The organism is Streptomyces sp. NPDC025793, assembly GCF_055558375.1.
This window is the reverse complement of the sequence record NZ_JBVHMR010000011.1, coordinates 202245-217673: the sequence shown is the minus strand read 5'-3', so window position 1 is coordinate 217673 and position 15429 is coordinate 202245. Positions and strand designations below refer to the sequence as shown.

At 73.7% G+C, this 15429-nt stretch carries 12 protein-coding genes; 6 read left to right on the top strand and 6 right to left on the bottom strand.

Features of this window, described 5'->3' with window-relative positions:
- Position 1 precedes the first annotated feature (1 nt).
- Positions 2-1984, bottom strand: coding sequence for a GTP-binding protein (locus ACZ4MF_RS22450; protein WP_467493696.1), 1983 nt, complete (start codon positions 1982-1984; stop codon positions 2-4).
- Positions 1985-2266: 282 nt separating this feature from the next.
- Here ACZ4MF_RS22450 and ACZ4MF_RS22445 point away from each other — a divergent pair, with 282 nt between their 5' ends.
- Positions 2267-3370, top strand: a complete 1104-nt coding sequence (locus ACZ4MF_RS22445) for an XdhC family protein (protein WP_467493695.1) — start codon at positions 2267-2269, stop codon at positions 3368-3370.
- A 121-nt stretch (positions 3371-3491) separates the two neighbouring features.
- On the opposite strand, the gene ACZ4MF_RS22440 is transcribed toward ACZ4MF_RS22445, so the two are convergent.
- Together ACZ4MF_RS22440 and ACZ4MF_RS22435 are read right to left on the bottom strand one after the other, a co-directional pair.
- Positions 3492-4085: a GNAT family N-acetyltransferase gene (locus tag ACZ4MF_RS22440; protein WP_467493694.1), complete on the bottom strand. Its 594-nt coding sequence runs from the start codon at positions 4083-4085 to the stop codon at positions 3492-3494.
- 23 nt (positions 4086-4108) lie between these two features.
- Complete coding sequence (locus ACZ4MF_RS22435) at positions 4109-4609, bottom strand: metallophosphoesterase family protein (protein WP_467493693.1); 501 nt, start codon at positions 4607-4609, stop codon at positions 4109-4111.
- 159 nt (positions 4610-4768) lie between these two features.
- On the opposite strand from ACZ4MF_RS22435, the gene ACZ4MF_RS22430 reads away from it, so the two are divergent.
- The 4 genes from ACZ4MF_RS22430 to ctaF all read left to right on the top strand — a co-directional run bounded on the left by ACZ4MF_RS22430 (position 4769) and on the right by ctaF (position 8248).
- Entirely contained in the window at positions 4769-5206 is a 438-nt protein-coding gene (locus ACZ4MF_RS22430; protein ID WP_356029516.1) for a MarR family winged helix-turn-helix transcriptional regulator, read from the top strand.
- Positions 5207-5489: 283 nt separating this feature from the next.
- Positions 5490-6074, top strand: coding sequence for a hydrolase (locus ACZ4MF_RS22425; protein WP_467493692.1), 585 nt, complete (start codon positions 5490-5492; stop codon positions 6072-6074).
- Positions 6075-6188: 114 nt separating this feature from the next.
- On the top strand, positions 6189-7868 hold the full coding sequence (gene ctaD, locus ACZ4MF_RS22420) for an aa3-type cytochrome oxidase subunit I (protein WP_467493691.1): 1680 nt from the start codon (positions 6189-6191) through the stop codon (positions 7866-7868).
- Complete coding sequence (ctaF, locus tag ACZ4MF_RS22415) at positions 7865-8248, top strand: aa3-type cytochrome oxidase subunit IV (RefSeq protein WP_467493690.1); 384 nt, start codon at positions 7865-7867, stop codon at positions 8246-8248. The genes ctaD and ctaF overlap by 4 nt, the downstream gene beginning before the upstream one ends.
- On the opposite strand, the gene qcrB is transcribed toward ctaF, so the two are convergent.
- The 3 genes from qcrB to ACZ4MF_RS22400 form a co-directional block, all read right to left on the bottom strand.
- Positions 8184-9719: a cytochrome bc1 complex cytochrome b subunit gene (gene qcrB, locus ACZ4MF_RS22410; RefSeq protein WP_467493689.1), complete on the bottom strand. Its 1536-nt coding sequence runs from the start codon at positions 9717-9719 to the stop codon at positions 8184-8186. The two genes, ctaF and qcrB, sit on opposite strands and share 65 nt — an antisense overlap.
- The gene (locus ACZ4MF_RS22405; protein WP_467493688.1) at positions 9716-9991 is read right to left on the bottom strand and encodes a hypothetical protein; all 276 of its coding nucleotides are present in this window, start codon (positions 9989-9991) and stop codon (positions 9716-9718) included. Before ACZ4MF_RS22405 ends, qcrB begins: the two co-directional genes overlap by 4 nt.
- A gap of 80 nt (positions 9992-10071) precedes the next feature.
- Positions 10072-12531, bottom strand: a complete 2460-nt coding sequence (locus ACZ4MF_RS22400; protein WP_467493687.1) for a SpoIIE family protein phosphatase — start codon at positions 12529-12531, stop codon at positions 10072-10074.
- A 262-nt stretch (positions 12532-12793) separates the two neighbouring features.
- Here ACZ4MF_RS22400 and lanKC point away from each other — a divergent pair, with 262 nt between their 5' ends.
- Complete coding sequence (gene lanKC / locus ACZ4MF_RS22395) at positions 12794-15406, top strand: class III lanthionine synthetase LanKC (protein WP_467493686.1); 2613 nt, start codon at positions 12794-12796, stop codon at positions 15404-15406.
- Positions 15407-15429 lie beyond the last annotated feature (23 nt).

The following is a 15429-nucleotide window of genomic DNA, read 5'->3' as shown; positions in this document are numbered from 1 at the left end:
TTCATGCCGTCCCGTCCCCGGTCCTGCGCATCACGTTCAGCAGGTACTCCTTGCGGTGGAGCGGGTTGTGGTCGGTGCGCGGCCGCTCGGGGACGGCGCCCCGGGTGATCGGCGCGTAGTGGTCGAACGCCGTCTCCAGCTCGCCCTCGCCGCGGGTGAGCCCGGGCAGCCGCTGCTGCAGCTCGTGCACCCGGGCGGCGGGCACCGTACCCTCCAGCACGGCGGCGGCCCCGGCCGCGGCGGTGCTCTCCGGTACGGCGCCGAGCCGGGCGAGCACCGGCAGCAGTGCGCCCAGCGTGTCCGCCGGGGCGTCGAGCCGGAAGCGGTGCACCGGCTCGTGCACGACGGTGCCCGCGCGGCGCAGCGCCTCGGCCAGCACGAGCGGCGTCAGGCCCCGGAAGTCGTAGCCGGTGCTCGACATGCTCTTGTCGAAGCCCTGGTGGGCGTGGCTCTGCCGGGGCGAGTACCCGCTGTGGGTCATGGTCACCGTGCAGTCGGGCACCTGCCAGCCGTGCAGCCCCTGGCCGAGGCTCTCGCGGACGGTGTCCTCGACGGCCTTGAAGAAGGCGTACGGCATCGAGCCGAGCTCCACCTCCAGCCGGAACGCCACGCCCGCGCCGGGCGGTGCGGGCTCGACGCGCAGGCCGACGGTGGCGAGGAACGGGTTGCCGTCCTTGTTGTTGAACTCGACGGCGTGCCCGGTGCCGACGGGCCGTTCGACGCACAGGGTGGTCGTCTCGCGGAAGGCGACCTCCAGGCCGAACTCCTCGGCGAGGGTGGCCTGGACGACCTCCTTCTGGACCTCGCCGTAGAGGGACACGGAGGTCTCCCCGCGCCGTTCGTCGTGGCGGACGCAGATGAGCGGGTCCTGTTCGGCGAGGTGGGTGAGCACCAGGTGCAGGGTGCGCCGGTCCGTGCCGGGGCCGGGGAGGACGACGGTCTCCAGGGTCGGCGGCGCGAAGTGGTGCTCGTACGCCCGTCCGGGCGTGCCGAGCGTGTCCCCGATCCGGATGCCGTCGAGGCCCCACACCTTGACGATCCGCCCGGCACCGGCGTGGTCCTGCCGGGTGTCGGTACCGCCGTCGAAGACGCTCACTGCGGTGACCCTGCCCGTCACGCGGCGGGCGGCGCCGTACGGGACGCGGTCGCGCACGCGCAGGGTGCCGGTGCGGAGCCGCGCGTAGGCGATCTTCTCGCCCGCCGAGCCGCGTTCGACCTTGAAGACCGTGCCCGACAGCGGGCCGTGCGGGTCGCCGCCGGCGCGGGGCAGCAGCCGTTCGACGCCGCCGACCAGTTCTGGCACCCCGGCGCCGGTGATCGCGGAGCCGAAGTAGACGGGATGGACACGGGAGCTGCGGGTCTGGGCGGCGAGGGCCTCGTGCAGACGGCCGTCGGGGATTCCGCCGTCGAGGTAGGCCGCGAGCAGTTCGTCGTCGTGCTCGGCGAGCACCTCCGGGGCGGCCGGGGCGAGGCCCGGCACGAAGCGGGCGGCGCGGGTGCCGCTCGCGGCGGGGCGGCCCATCGGGACGAGCGGCACGGCCAGCCGCCGGGACAGCTGGTCGAGCACGGCGGAGCCGTTCGCGCCGCGCCGGTCGATCTTGTTCACGAAGATCAGCGTGGGGATGCCCAGTCGGCGCAGGGTACGCATCAGCACCCTGGTCTGCGCCTGGACGCCCTCGACCGCCGAGACGACCAGGACGGCGCCGTCGAGGATGCCGAGCACGCGCTCGACCTCGGCGATGAAGTCCGGGTGACCGGGGGTGTCGATGAGGTTGACGGTGACGCCGTCGAGCGGGAACGACACGACGGCGGACTTGATCGTGATGCCGCGCCGCCGTTCCAGCGCGAGCGTGTCGGTCCGGGTGTTCCCGTCGTCGACGCTGCCGATCTCCTCGATGACCCCGGCCGTGTGCAGCAACCGTTCGGTCAGGCTGGTCTTACCGGCGTCGACATGGGCGAGAATTCCGAGATTGAGCAGGTGCACTGAGCGTGATGTCCTTCGGCATGGGGTGGATTCCTTCCTGGGCGGACATGCACGCAGCGCGCATCGCTGGACCTTCCTGTGTGACGTACGTCGGAACCCGCGCAGTGCAGCAGACTCCGCTACCCGGCGGCAATGGATTAACGTTCAACGAAACCCCCTCCGCCGCGCTCGCCGCACCCCGGACGCGGCCGTAATGTGACGTACGGCCGTCATTGGGTCGCTTTCTCCACGGTGCCGACCCGGCGGGCGGTGTTCACGCGGGGGCGGGGAGAGGAGTGGAGCGTGCGGGAGATTCTGCCGACGTTGGCGCGCTGGCACGCGGCCGGGGCCCCGTTCGGGCTGGCCACGGTCGTCGCCGTCAGCCGCAGCGCCCCGCGCGGTCCCGGTGCCGCGATGGCGGTGGGCCCGGACGACGAGGTGGTGGGGAGCGTGTCCGGGGGCTGTGTGGAGGGGGCCGTGTTCGAGCTGGCGCGGGAGGTCGTGGCGAGCGGCGAGGCGCGGCTGGAGACGTTCGGGTACAGCGACGCGGACGCCTTCGCGGTCGGCCTCACCTGCGGCGGCGAGATCACGCTGCTGGTGCGGCCGGTGACTCCCGCGTCGGATCCGGCGTTCGGGGCGGTCGCCGCGTCCGTCGCGGCGGGCGAGCCGGTGACGGCGGCCACGGTGGTGGACGGGCCCGCGCCGCGCGGCGCCACGCTCGCCGTCCGGCCCGACCGGGCCGACGGCACACTCGGCGCGCCCGGCCTCGATGTCGCCGTCACCGCCGACGCGCGCGGCGAACTCGCCCTCGGCGCCTCGGTGATGCGGCACTACGGGCCCCACGGCGAGCGCCGCGAGGACGATGTGACGGTGTTCCTCCAGTCGTTCGCGCCGCCCCCGCGCATGCTGGTCTTCGGCGCGATCGACTACGCGGCCGCGGTGGCCCGCGTCGGCGACTTCCTCGGCTACCGGGTGACCGTGTGCGACGCCCGCCCGGTCTTCGCCACGCCGAAGCGTTTCCCGGCCGCGGTCGAGGTCGTGGTCGACTGGCCGCACCGCTACCTCGCCGGCACGCGGACCGACGACCGCACGGTGATCTGCGTCCTCACCCACGACCCGAAGTTCGACGTCCCCCTGCTGGAGGAGGCCCTGCGCCGCCCGGCCGCCTACGTCGGCGCGATGGGCAGCCGCAAGACCCACGACGAGCGGCGCGCCCGGCTCGCCGAGGCCGGTCTGGGCGAGGCCGAGCTGTCCCGGCTGCGCTCGCCGCTCGGGCTGGACCTCGGGGCCCGTACGCCCGAGGAGGTCGCGGTGTCCGTCGCCGCCGAGATCGTCGCCCTGCGCTGGGGCGGCTCCGGCGCACCGCTGACCACGACCGCCGGGGCCATCCATCCGCCCGCCGTGTGAGAGGGCCCACCGCGTCCGGGAAGCGCGGGTCGCGCAGCAGCGCTTGGCGCAGGGCGTGGGCAGGTCGTGGGGCGAGTCGTGGGGCCGCGCCACGAGTTCGCCGCCCCGCGGCGGCGCCCCGCTACGCGGTGTCGCCCGCCACGCGTGCGTGCAGGTGCTGGTCGTGCCAGCCGTCGGCGTGCAGGAGGGCGCTGCGCTGGGTGCCCTCGTAGGTGTATCCCGCCTTCTCGGCGACCCGGCAGGACGCCGGGTTGGCGACCGAGTGGCACAGGCGCAGGCGGTGCAGGCCCAGGTCGTCGAGGGCCCACTGGCTGAGCCTGCGCGTGGCCTCGACGGCGATGCCGCCGCCGCGTGCCTCGGGCAGGAGCCAGTAGACGATCTCGGCACTGCCCTCGTGCAGATCGATGTCGCCCCATGCGCACAGTCCGACGGCGGGTCCGCCCGGCGCGGCGACGGCCCACACCGCGAAGGTCTCGGCTCGCCAGCGCGCGTGCATCCGCTCGATCCTGGCGAGCGCGTCCTCACGGCTGCCGACGGCGAGCCGGTTCCACCGGCGGATCGCGGGGTCCTGGGCAGCGGTCAGCAGTGCGCCGGCGTCGTCGGGGCGCCAGGGGCGCAGCTGAAGTCCGCCGGGCAGGGCGAGCACGGGCTGCTCGCTGCCGGCCATGCGACCCGCCGGAACGACGTCCCCCGGTATGCCGTTGTCAGAGGTCATCCCGGCATCCTGGCACAGGGCCGCTACCGCTGCGGCAGCCGGTGCAGGGTCACGTCGGTGAGGGTGCCGTCGGCGAGCATCGCGGTGAGGTGGGTGCAGTACGGCTGGCGACGGCGGTCGGTCGGGGAGCCCGGGTTGAGCAGGCGCAGGCCGGTTGGGGCGGTGGTGTCCCAGGGGATGTGGCTGTGGCCGAAGACCAGCACGTCGAGGTCGGGGAAGCGGGCGGCGCAGCGGGCCTCGCGGCCCTGGGCGGGACCGGTCTCGTGCACGACGCCGAAGCGCAGGCCGTCCAGTTCGGCATGGGCCACCTCGGGGAGCCGGGCCCGCAGCTCGGGGCCGTCGTTGTTGCCGTGGACCGCGATCAGACGGCGACTGCGGCTCTCCAGCAGGTCCAGGGTGGCGGTGTCGACCCAGTCACCGGCGTGGAACACCACGTCCGCGCGCGGGAGTTCGGCCAGCAGTTGTTCGGGGAGCCGCTTGGCGCGCCGGGGCAGGTGGGTGTCGGACATCATCAGCAGACGCACCCGGCCAATCTAGCTAGGGGGTGTCGTTTGGATCATGCCGGCGTCGCGGGGCCTGGCACGCACATCTGCCGAGTCGCGGCCGGCGGACGCCAAATCAATCAGTCGGAACTGAACAGTTCGAGCTGGACAGTTTCGACTGTCGGACCTACGCTGGTGGGCATGGCCGACACCTCCGACTCCGCCACCCGCGCCGCGCGCGATCTGCGCGTGGTCTTCAGCCGGCTGCGGCGCCGGCTCCGCGAGGTCGCGCAGGACACCGATCTCAGTCCGTCCCAGGAGTCGGCGCTCACCCTGGTCGGCAAGCACGGTGCCGCCACGGCCAGCGCGCTCGCCGCCACCGAGGGCGTACGCCCGCAGTCGATGGCGACGACACTGGCCGCCCTGGAACAGCAGGGGCTGATCCTGCGCGCCCCCGATCCGGCCGACGGCCGCCGCCAGCTGGTCACGCTGACCGAGGCCGGCCGGGCCCGCGTGGAGGGCAACCGGCAGGCGCGCAGCGAGTGGCTGGCCCGCGCCTTCCAGGAGCGGTACACCGAGGAGGAGCGGCAGGCCGTCCTCAGGGTGCTGGAGCTGATGGACCGGCTGTCGGAGCCCTGATACGACCGTGGCGGCGGGGCCCGCCGGACGCACGGAGCGGACCAATCCGCCCCTGACCCGGTCGACTCCTCGATGACCGCCGTGGCGCCGTGGCGCTGGTGCCCGTCGGCGCGATCAGCGTCGCCTGCGGGGCCCTGCCCGCCGAGACTCCCGGGCCGTACCGCGCCCGGCCCCGTTCCCGCTCGCCCGCTCCGTCCTGTTGCCGGCGACGACCTTGCCGGACCGTTTCCCCGGCCGGCTCACCCCCTCCCCCACCGCACCACTCGGAAAGGCCTGACCGACCATGTCGCTCACCACGCTCGACCCCCGTACCGCCCTCGTCGCGATCGACCTCCAGAACGGCATCGCCGCCATGCCCACCCAGCCGTACGCCGGCCCCGAGGTCGTGGCGCGCACGGCGGAACTCGCCGACGCCTTCCGCGCCCGCAACCTCCCGGTGGTCCTCGTCCGCGTCTCCTTCTCGGCCGACGGCGGGGACGTCGTGCCCGGCCGTACCGAGCGCCAGGCCCGCGGCCTCGCCTTCCCCGAGGGCTGGGACGTCATCGTCGACGAACTGAACGGCCACGCCGGCGACATCCGCGTCACGAAGCACAACTGGAGCGCCTTCCACGGCACCGACCTGGATGTCCAGCTGCGCCGGCGCGGCATCACGCAGATCGTGCTGACCGGCATCGCCACCAGCATCGGCGTGGAGTCCACCGCCCGTGACGCATACGCGCACGGCTACCACGTCACCCTCGCCACCGACGCGATGGCCGACGCCGACGCCGAGGCGCACGCGAACAGCGTGGAGCGGATCTTCCCGCGGCTCGGCGAGAGCGGCACCACCGCCGAGGTCCTGGAACTGCTGGCCAAGACCCACGCCTGAGCACCGCCCGACCGCCCCGGCCCCTGCGCCCCGGACATCGACGGCGGTTTGCCGGGCGGTGCCCAGGCGTGGCGTGGGCGGGGCGTTCGGGCACCCGGAGTAGCGTCGCCCGGGATGACCGAACTACCACAGATGTCCGACAGCCGCGAGGCCGTCGAACGGTACACGGCCCCCGCCCCGCGGCCCGGCCGGACCCTGCTGCGCTGGGCGGCCACGACCGACCACAAGGTGATCGGCCGGCTGTACATGGTCACGGCGTTCTGCTTCTTCCTGTTCGCCGGGCTGTTGGCGCTCGCCATGCGGGCCGAACTGGCCCGGCCGGGGCTCCAGTTCCTGAACGAGCACGGCTACGACGAGTTCTTCACCGTCCACGGCACGATCATGATGCTGCTGTTCGCGACGCCCATGTTCGCCGGGTTCGCCAATGCCGTGATGCCGCTCCAGATCGGCGCCCCGGACCTGGCTCTGCCGCGGCTGAACGCGATGTCGTACTGGATGTACCTGTTCGGGGCGCTGATGGTGGTGTCCGGCTTCCTGGTGCCGGGCGGGGCCGCCGCGTTCGGCTGGTTCGCGTACGCGCCGCTGAACAGCGCCTACTTCTCGCCCGGGGCGGGCGGCGACCTGTGGGCGATGGGGCTGGTGGTCACCGGTGTGTCGACGACCCTGACCGCGGTCAACTTCATCACCACGATCCTGTGCCTGCGCGCGCCGGGCATGACCATGTTCCGGATGCCGATGTTCACCTGGAACGTGCTGTTCACCTCGATCCTGGTGCTGCCCGCGTTCCCGGTGTTCGCGGCGGCGCTGCTCGCACTGGAGGCGGACCGGAAGTTCGGGGCGCACGTCTTCGACGCGGCGAACGGCGGCGCGATCCTGTGGCAGCACCTGTTCTGGTTCTTCGGGCATCCGGAGGTCTACATCGTGGCACTGCCGTTCTTCGGGATCATCTCGGAGATCGTGCCGGTGTTCTCCCGCAAGCCGCAGTTCGGCTATCTGCCGATGATCGGCGCGACCGTCGCCATCACGATGCTGTCGGCGGTGGTGTGGGCGCACCACATGTTCGCCACGGGCGCGGTACTGCTGCCGTTCTTCTCCCTGATGTCGTTCCTGATCGCGGTGCCCACCGGGATCAAGTTCTTCGCGTGGATCGGGACGATGGTGAACGGATCGGTGTCGTTCGAGACGCCGATGCTGTGGGCCATGGGCTTCCTGGTGTCGTTCCTGCTCGGCGGGTTGAGCGGGGTGCTGATCGCCTCCCCGCCGCTGGACTTCCACGTGACCGACAGCTACTTCATCGTGGCGCACCTGCACTACGTGCTGTTCGGCACCGTGGTGTTCGCGATGTTCGCCGGGTTCTACTTCTGGTGGCCGAAGTTCACCGGGAAGATGCTGGACGAGCGCCTCGGCAAGCTGCACTTCTGGCTGCTGTTCCCGGCGTTCCAGCTGACCTTCCTGGTGCAGCACTGGCTGGGCGCGGCGGGCATGCCGCGCCGGTACGCGGACTATCTGCCGACGGACGGCTTCACCCTGCTCAACACCCTGTCCTCGGCGGGCGCGTTCCTGCTGGGGATCTCGACGCTGCCGTTCCTCTACAACGTCTGGCGCACCGCCGCCCGGGGCGAGAAGGTCACCCTCGACGATCCGTGGGGCTGGGGCCGGGGCCTGGAGTGGGCCACCTCCTGTCCGCCGCCCCGGCACAACTTCACGGCCCTGCCCCGGATCCGCTCGGAGTCGCCCGCGTTCGACCTGCACCATCCGGAGGCCGCCCGGGCCGGGGAGGAGACGGCCGGATGAAGACCGAGTCGATGCTGTTCGGCGGGGTGGCGCTGTTCTTCGGCGGGTCCGCCGCGCTGTACGGGGTGTGGTCCGGGGACGAGACGGGCACGGTCGCGCTGGTCGTCGCGTGCGGGATGGCGGCGCTGGTGTCGTTCTTCTGCCTGATCCAGTACCGGCGGCGGGGCAGCCGGGCGCAGGACCGCGCGGAGGCGGAGGTGGCCGACGGGGCGGAACCGGTGGCGTTCTTCCCGGACGAGAGCATGTTCCCGATCATCACCGCGCTCGGGTTCGCCCTGAGCGCCGGCGGGGTGGTCTACGGACTCTGGCTGTTCCTCATCGGTCTGGGGGTGCTGGCTCGCGGGGTGTTCGGGATGGCGTACCAGTACGCGCAGCGGTGAGCGGCCTGCGCGGGGCACCGGGCCGGAAGGACGCCACGGGTGCGTGGTCGCTCTCGTAACCGCCGGCGATGTTCTGCCGGATCTCGCCGGTGGACACGCCCTGCGCCAGCCGGTCCCGCTCGGCCTCGGTGAGGGCCCTGCACAGCCAGCGGGTCACCAGGAACGCGAGGACGGGCAGGACGACGACGGCGACGCGCAGCACCCAGGTGAGGGCGTTGACGGAGATCCGGAAGGTCTGCGCGACGACGTCGTTGCCGCCGGCCAGCAGCAGCACGCCGTACCAGACGATGCCCGCGACGCCGAGGCCGGTGCGGACGGGGCGTTCGCGCGGGCGGTCGCAGAAGTGCTGCTCGCGGCGCCACTCGCCGGTGCGGCGCTGCTCGACGAACGGATAGGCGTACAGCACCGCGAAGAGCAGGCCGGGCAGGACCACGGCGGGCAGCAGGACGTTCCACATCAGGGTGTGTCCGGCGAGGTTCGTCTCCCAGGCCGGCATCAGTCGCAGCGCGCCCTCCAGGAAGCCGACGTACCAGTCGGGCTGGGCGCCGGTGGAGGCCTGGTCGGGGCGGTAGGGGCCGTAGTTCCAGACCGGGTTGACCTGGGCGAGTGCGGCGAGGAGCACCAGGACGCCGAAGACGATGAGGGACAGCCCGCCCGAGGAGGCCGTGAACTGGGGGAAGAAGGGCTTGCCGACGGCGTTGTCCACGCGGCGGCCCGCGCCGCGCCACTGGGTGTGCTTGAGGCGGACCACCAGGATCAGATGCACGGTGACCAGGGCGATCAGGGCGCCCGGGAGCAGCAGCACGTGCACCGGGTACAGCCGGGTGACGATGTCGTGCGCGGGGAACGCACCGCCGAAGACGAAGAAGGCCACGTACGTGCCGACCAGCGGGATCGAGGTCATGATGCCCTGCGCGATGCGCAGTCCGGTCCCGGAGAGCAGGTCGTCGGGGAGCGAGTAGCCGGCGAAGCCCTCGGCGAGCGAGACCACGAACAGGGTCAGGCCGATCACCCAGTTCAGCTCGCGGGGGCGGCGGAAGGCGCCGGTGAGGAAGATCCGCAGCAGGTGCACGCCGATCGCGGCGACGAAGACCAGCGCGGCCCAGTGGTGGGCCTGCCGCAGCAGCAGTCCGCCGCGCACGTCGAAGCTGATGTGCAGGGTGGAGGCGAAGGCGGTGGACATGCGCACCCCGCGCAGCGGCGCGTAGGGGCCCGCGTAGACGACCTCGCGCATCTCGGGCGTGAAGAACAGGGTCAGCCAGACGCCGGTCAGGAACAGCACCAGCAGGCTGTAGAGCGCGAGTTCACCGAGCAGGAAGGACCAGTGGTCGGGGAACGCCTTGCGCAGCAGCGGGCCGCCGTCGAGGACGGGCAGCCGGGCGTCGGCCGCCCGTACGAGCCGCTCGGCGCGGCTCACCTCCCCGCCGCCCCCACGGCCGACGCCGCTCGTGTCGCCTGCCGCTGCGCTCATGTCTCCTGCGGCTCCGCGGCCGCCCGGACCACCTCGGCCTCGATGTCGGCGCGCGTGCGGCCGGTCTCCCTCGCGTAGTCGCTCAGCGCGGTCTGCGCCTCGCGGGCCAGGTCCCGCGAGGCGCGCAGCGCCGTTTCGTAGGTCTCCGACTGAGCGCCCGTCATACCCCGCTCGGCCGGCGGGCCGTAGGCCTCCCGCAGTTCGTCGACCGTGCGCTGGGCCGCGTCGGCGGCGCGCTGCTTCGCGACCAGTTCTTCGAAGGTGTGTGCCACGCCGATCGACCCTAGGCACGGCCGCCGGGCGAGCCCCTTCGACCTGCCGGGGGCGCGCGTACCCGTACCCGAGTGGCGGGTCAGCCGCCGGGCACGAGATCGGCCCACACCTGTTTGCCGCCGCTGACCGGGACCGTCCCCCAGGCCGCCGAGACCGCCTCCACCAGCAGGATGCCGCGCCCGCCGGTGGCCTCCCAGCCGATGCTCGTGGGCTTGACCGGGCTGCGCGGCGAGGCGTCGGCGACGGCCAGCCGGAGCCGGTGGTTGACCAGGCTGAGGTCGAGGCGGACCTGGCCGCCGGTGTGCACGAGGGCGTTGGTGACGAGTTCGGAGACCACCAGCAGGGCCGCGTCGAGCGTGTCCGGGCTCACGCCCCAGGTGCGCAGGGTGCGCCGGGTGAAGCGGCGGGCGTGCCGGACCGCCTCCGGTACGCGCCACACCGTCCAGCTCTCGCGCAGGGGTCGTACGGCCATCCCGTCGTAGCGCATCAGCAGCAGGGCGACGTCGTCGGCGCGGTGGGCGTCGGTGAGCAGCGCGTCGGCGACCAGGCCGAGGTGGGCGGGGTCGGCGGCGGACAGGGCGTGGGCGAGCCGCTGCATGCCGGTGTCGAGGTCGGTGTCCGCGGACTCCACCAGGCCGTCGGTGGTCAGCGCGACCACCGTGCCGGGTGCCAGGCGCAGCGGGGTCATCGGGAAGTCCGCCTGCGCCGTCACGCCGAGCGGCGGCCCGCCCTCGGTGCGCAGGATCTCGGTGCTGCCGTCCGGGTGACGCAGGACCGGTTCGAGATGGCCGGCGCGCACGATCCAGGCGGTGCCCTCCTCCATGTCGACGTCGACGTAGGCGCAGGTGGCGAAGAGGTCTGTCTCCATGTCCAGCAGCAGCCGGTTGGCGTGGGCGACGACCACGTCCGGGGTGTGGCCCTCGGCGGCGTAGGCGCGCAGCGCGGTGCGCATCTGGCCCATCAGGGTGGCGGCGCCCGCGTTGTGGCCCTGTACGTCGCCGATGACGAAGGCCACGTGGTGGTCGGCGAGCGGGATCACGTCGTACCAGTCGCCGCCGACCTCCAGCCCGGCGGTGGTGGGCAGGTAGCGGGCGACGGCGACCGCGCCGGGCAGCCGGGGCAGGCGGCGCGGCAGCAGGGTGCGCTGGAGCATGCCGACGAGTTCGTGCTCGGCGTCGAAGGCGTGGGCGCGCAGCAGAGCCTGGCCGGTCAGGGCGGCGCAGGCGGTGAGCAGGGCGCGTTCGTCGGGCCCGAAGTCGTGCGGGTCGTCCCAGCCGATCAGGCAGGCGCCGGCCACCCGGCCGGCGGCGGGCAGCGGCAGCACGGCGAGGCCGCCGGGGCCGACCTCGGCGAGGGCGGGCTCCAGGGTGCTGCCGGCGGGCCAGATCCGGGCGCGGCCCTCGCGCAGCGCGGCCGCGAGCGTGGGCATGGCGCGCACCGGCGCGTCGGGCCACTCGGTGCGCCATTCGGTGCGCCACACCTCGGGCCACGCCTCGGGTTCGGGCGGGTCGAGGACGGTGACGACGAGGCGGTCGTGCTCCAGTTCGGCGAGCGCGATCCGGTCGGCCCGCAGCGGTACGCGCAGGGCGTCGACGACGGCCCGGCCGACGTCCTTGACCGTGCCGGCGGTGGCGAGGGCGGCGGCCAGGCGCTGCACCCGGGCCACGTCGGTGACGTCGGAGCGCAGGGTGGAGGCGTCGGCGACCGTGCCGACCAGCCGGGCCGGGCGGCCCTCCCCGCCGGACAGCAGCCGGCCGCGCAGCCGCAGCCACAGCGGCGCGCCGGAGGGCTGCAGGATGCGGAACTCCAGCTCGCGGTCGCCGATGGACATGTGGTCGGCCTCGACCACGGACATCAGCGCGGGCAGGTCCTCGGGCACGGCGCGCGCGAGCAGGGTCTCCACCCGGCCGTCGAAGGAGTCCCGGCCGAGCCCGAACAGCCCCAGGATGGCGGCGCCGACCTCGACCCGGCCGGTGTCCATGGCCAGGTCGAAGGCGTTCTCGGAGAGCTCACCGGGCTCCCCCGCGGCGGCCGGGGCGGGGACGGCGACCGCGCCGGCGACCAGCTCCAGGCAGGCCCGGTCATCGGTGCCGAAGCCGCCCGGACGCTCGCTGACGGCCACCAGCGCGCCCGCGCCCGGCGGGTCGAGCGGCAGGACGGCCACGGAGAAGTCCGGGGAGGGCGTGCGCCGCGCCTCGGGGCACCCGGCCAGTTCCTCGGGGCCGAGCCACCGCGGGCGGCCGGTGCGGTGGGCCTCGGCGACCGGCGACGTGCCGGCGGCCGGGTAGCCGTCGCGGAGCCCGTACAGGGTCCGCGGCAGACCCGCCGATTCGGCGAGAGACAGCTGCGCGGGATCGTCGCCGGGCGTGTACACACCGACGAAGGCCGCGCCGGCGAACACCAGCGCCTGTTCGAGGACGCGGTGGAGCCGGTCCGGGGTGCCGGGCGAGGCGCCGAGGGCGTCGAGAGCGGCTGCGGCGCGCTCCGGCCCCGTCCTCGTGCCGCCGACCGCCGCGCCCTCGCTCACCACGTTCGCCATTACAGCGCGTGTGAGGCTCCTGCGCAGCCCCTGTGAACGCTACGGGTGGCCCTGGCGAACGCCCGGGGCCGCGCGGGCCGGATCCGCTCGAAAGCCGCCGAACACATCTTGACCCGTGAGTTCCGCACGGTGACCTCGTGACAGTCGTGACTGTCCGCGGCCGTGCGACGCCTGCGAGTGTCTCTTCCGGTCACCGGGGACGAGGGTCCGGTGACCGAGAACAGGGCGCCGAGGGTGCCGGGGACGACGAGGGCGGAGGGGCATGGACAAGCGGTACGAGGTGTACGCGCTGGCCGACGGGCACTTCTACGACACGCCCGACCGGCTCCCGGACGCCGGCGGCGCGCAGACCGCCCAGTTCACGGCGGCGCGCCGCACCGTTCCGGACGGCTGGCACGCGTCCCGCTCCGGCGACTGGCTGAATCTGACCCCGCTCGGCGCGGACGGCGCGCCGCTGCCGGCGCCGGCCCAAGGCTGGAAGATCCACTCCTCGGCGACCGCCGCGAACGCGGAGCGGATCGCCGAGATCGTCTGGGACTACTGCGTACCGCGCCGCATCCCCTTCAAGTTCGTGCCGGGCCCGCAGCTGCTGCATCTGCGCAACGCCAAGTACGCGGGCCGCGACACCAGCGGCAAGTTCGTCACCGTCTACCCGGCCGACGAGACGCGGCTGCACGAGGTCCTGCGCGAACTGGGCGCCCTGCTGGCGGGGTTCGAAGGGCCGTACATCCTCACCGACCTGCGCTGGGGCGAGGGTCCGCTCTACGTCCGCTACGGCGCCTTCGCCCGCCGGTACGTCGTCGACGAGCGCGGCACGCTGGTCCTCGCGGTGGCCGACGGCGAGGGCAGGCTCGTGCCGGACCGCAGGGCGCCGTCCTTCCAGGTCCCCGAGTGGGTGACCCTGCCCGCGTTCCTCCGGTCGCATCTCGCGGCCCGCAACACCACGACGGTCGGCGAACTGCCGTACCGCATCGAGAAGGCGCTGCACTTCTCCAACGGCGGCGGGGTGTACGCCGGCACCGACACCCGCGACGGGCGCAAGGTGGTGCTGAAGGAGGCCCGGCCGCACGCGGGGCTGGCGGCCGACGGCGCGGACGCGGTGACCCGGCTGGAGCGGGAGAAGGCGGCGCTGGAGCGGGCCGCCGGGACCGGTGTGGTGCCCGGGGTGCGGGACTGGTTCCTGCTCGGCGAGCACCGGTTCCTGGTCATGGACTTCCTGGCGGGCCGCCCGCTCAACTCCTTCTTCGCCGAGCGGCATCCGCTGCTCACCCCCGACCCCGACCCGGCGCGGGTCGCCGCGTACACGGCGTGGGCGCTGCGGATCCACGCGGCGGTGGAACGGGCGGTCGAGGCGGTGCACGCGTGCGGGCTGGTCTTCAACGACCTGCACGTCTTCAACATCATGGTGGCCGAGGACGAACAGACCGTGCATCTCATCGACTTCGAGGCCGCCGCCCCCGCCGCCGACAACGCCCGGCAGACCGTCGCCCATCCCGGCTTCTTCGCCCCGCCGGACCGCCGCGGCCCGGACGTGGACCGCTATGCGCTGGCCTGTCTGCGGCTCGCCCTGTTCCTTCCCGTGACCACGCTGTTCGTGGTGGACCGCGGCAAGGCCGCCCATCTCGCGGACGTCATCGCGGACCAATTCCCGGACGTACCCCGGGAGTTCCTGGACGAGGCCGTCGCGGAGATCACCCGGGACACGGCGGGCGGCCGACGCGCCCGCACCGCCCCGCCCGTGGTGCCGGGCGACTGGCCGTACAGCCGCGACTCGATGGTGAAGGCGATCCTCGCCTCCGCCACCCCGGAGCGCGACGACCGGCTGTTCCCCGGTGACATCGCCCAGTTCTCCGACGGCGGCGGCCTCGGCCTCGCGCACGGCGCGGCCGGGGTCCTGTACGCCCTGGAGGCGTCGGGCGCGGGCCGCTACGACGAGGGCGAGCGCTGGCTGCTCGACCACACCGCCCCGCCGCCGCCCGGCACCCCGCTCGGCCTGTACGACGGCCTCGCCGGCGTCGCCCTCGTCCTCGACCTGCTCGGCCACCGGCAACGGGCGTTGGACCTGGTCGACGGCATCCTGCGGGAGAACTGGCGCAATCTCGCCTCCGACCTGCACGGCGGGCTCGCCGGACTCGGCCTGGTCCTCGGCCGGCTCGCGGACACCACCGGCGAGCCGTCCTTGCGGCAACACGCCGCCGAGGCCGCCGACATCGTCGTACGACGGCTCGCCGAGCCCGTGCCGGACAGCCCACGCCGGCGCGCCGGGCTGCTGCGCGGCGCGAGCGGTCCGGCGCTGTTCCTGCTGCGGCGCCACCAGGAGACCGGCGAGGACCGCTATCTGGCCGCGGCGGCCGTGGCGCTCCGCCGTGACCTGGACTGCTGCGTGACCCAGAAGGCGGGCGGCGGCCTGGAGGTGGACGAGGGCCGGCGGACGCTGCCCTATCTCGGCGACGGCAGCGCGGGCATCGGCCTGGTCCTGGACGACTACCTCACGCACACCGACAACGAGGCGTTCGCCCGCGCCCGGACCGGCATCCTCACCGCCGCCACCTCACGCTTCTACGCCCAGCCCGGACTGTTCCAGGGCCGCGCCGGAATGATCCTGCACCTCGCCCGCTCCACGGCGCCCGGCGCCGACCGGGAGCGGCTGGCGCGGCAGATCGAGGGGCTCGGCTGGTTCGCCATGGACTACCAGGGCCAACTCGCCTTCCCCGGGCACCAGATGATGCGTCTGTCCATGGACCTCGCCACCGGTACGGCGGGCTGTCTGCTCGCGCTCGCCGCGGCCTGCGACGACCCCCGCACCGCGCACCTGCCGTTCCTCGCGCCGCCACCGGCGGCCCCCGCACGCGGCTCCGCACGGACGGAGCCGTGATCCAACCCCCGTCCCCGACAAGG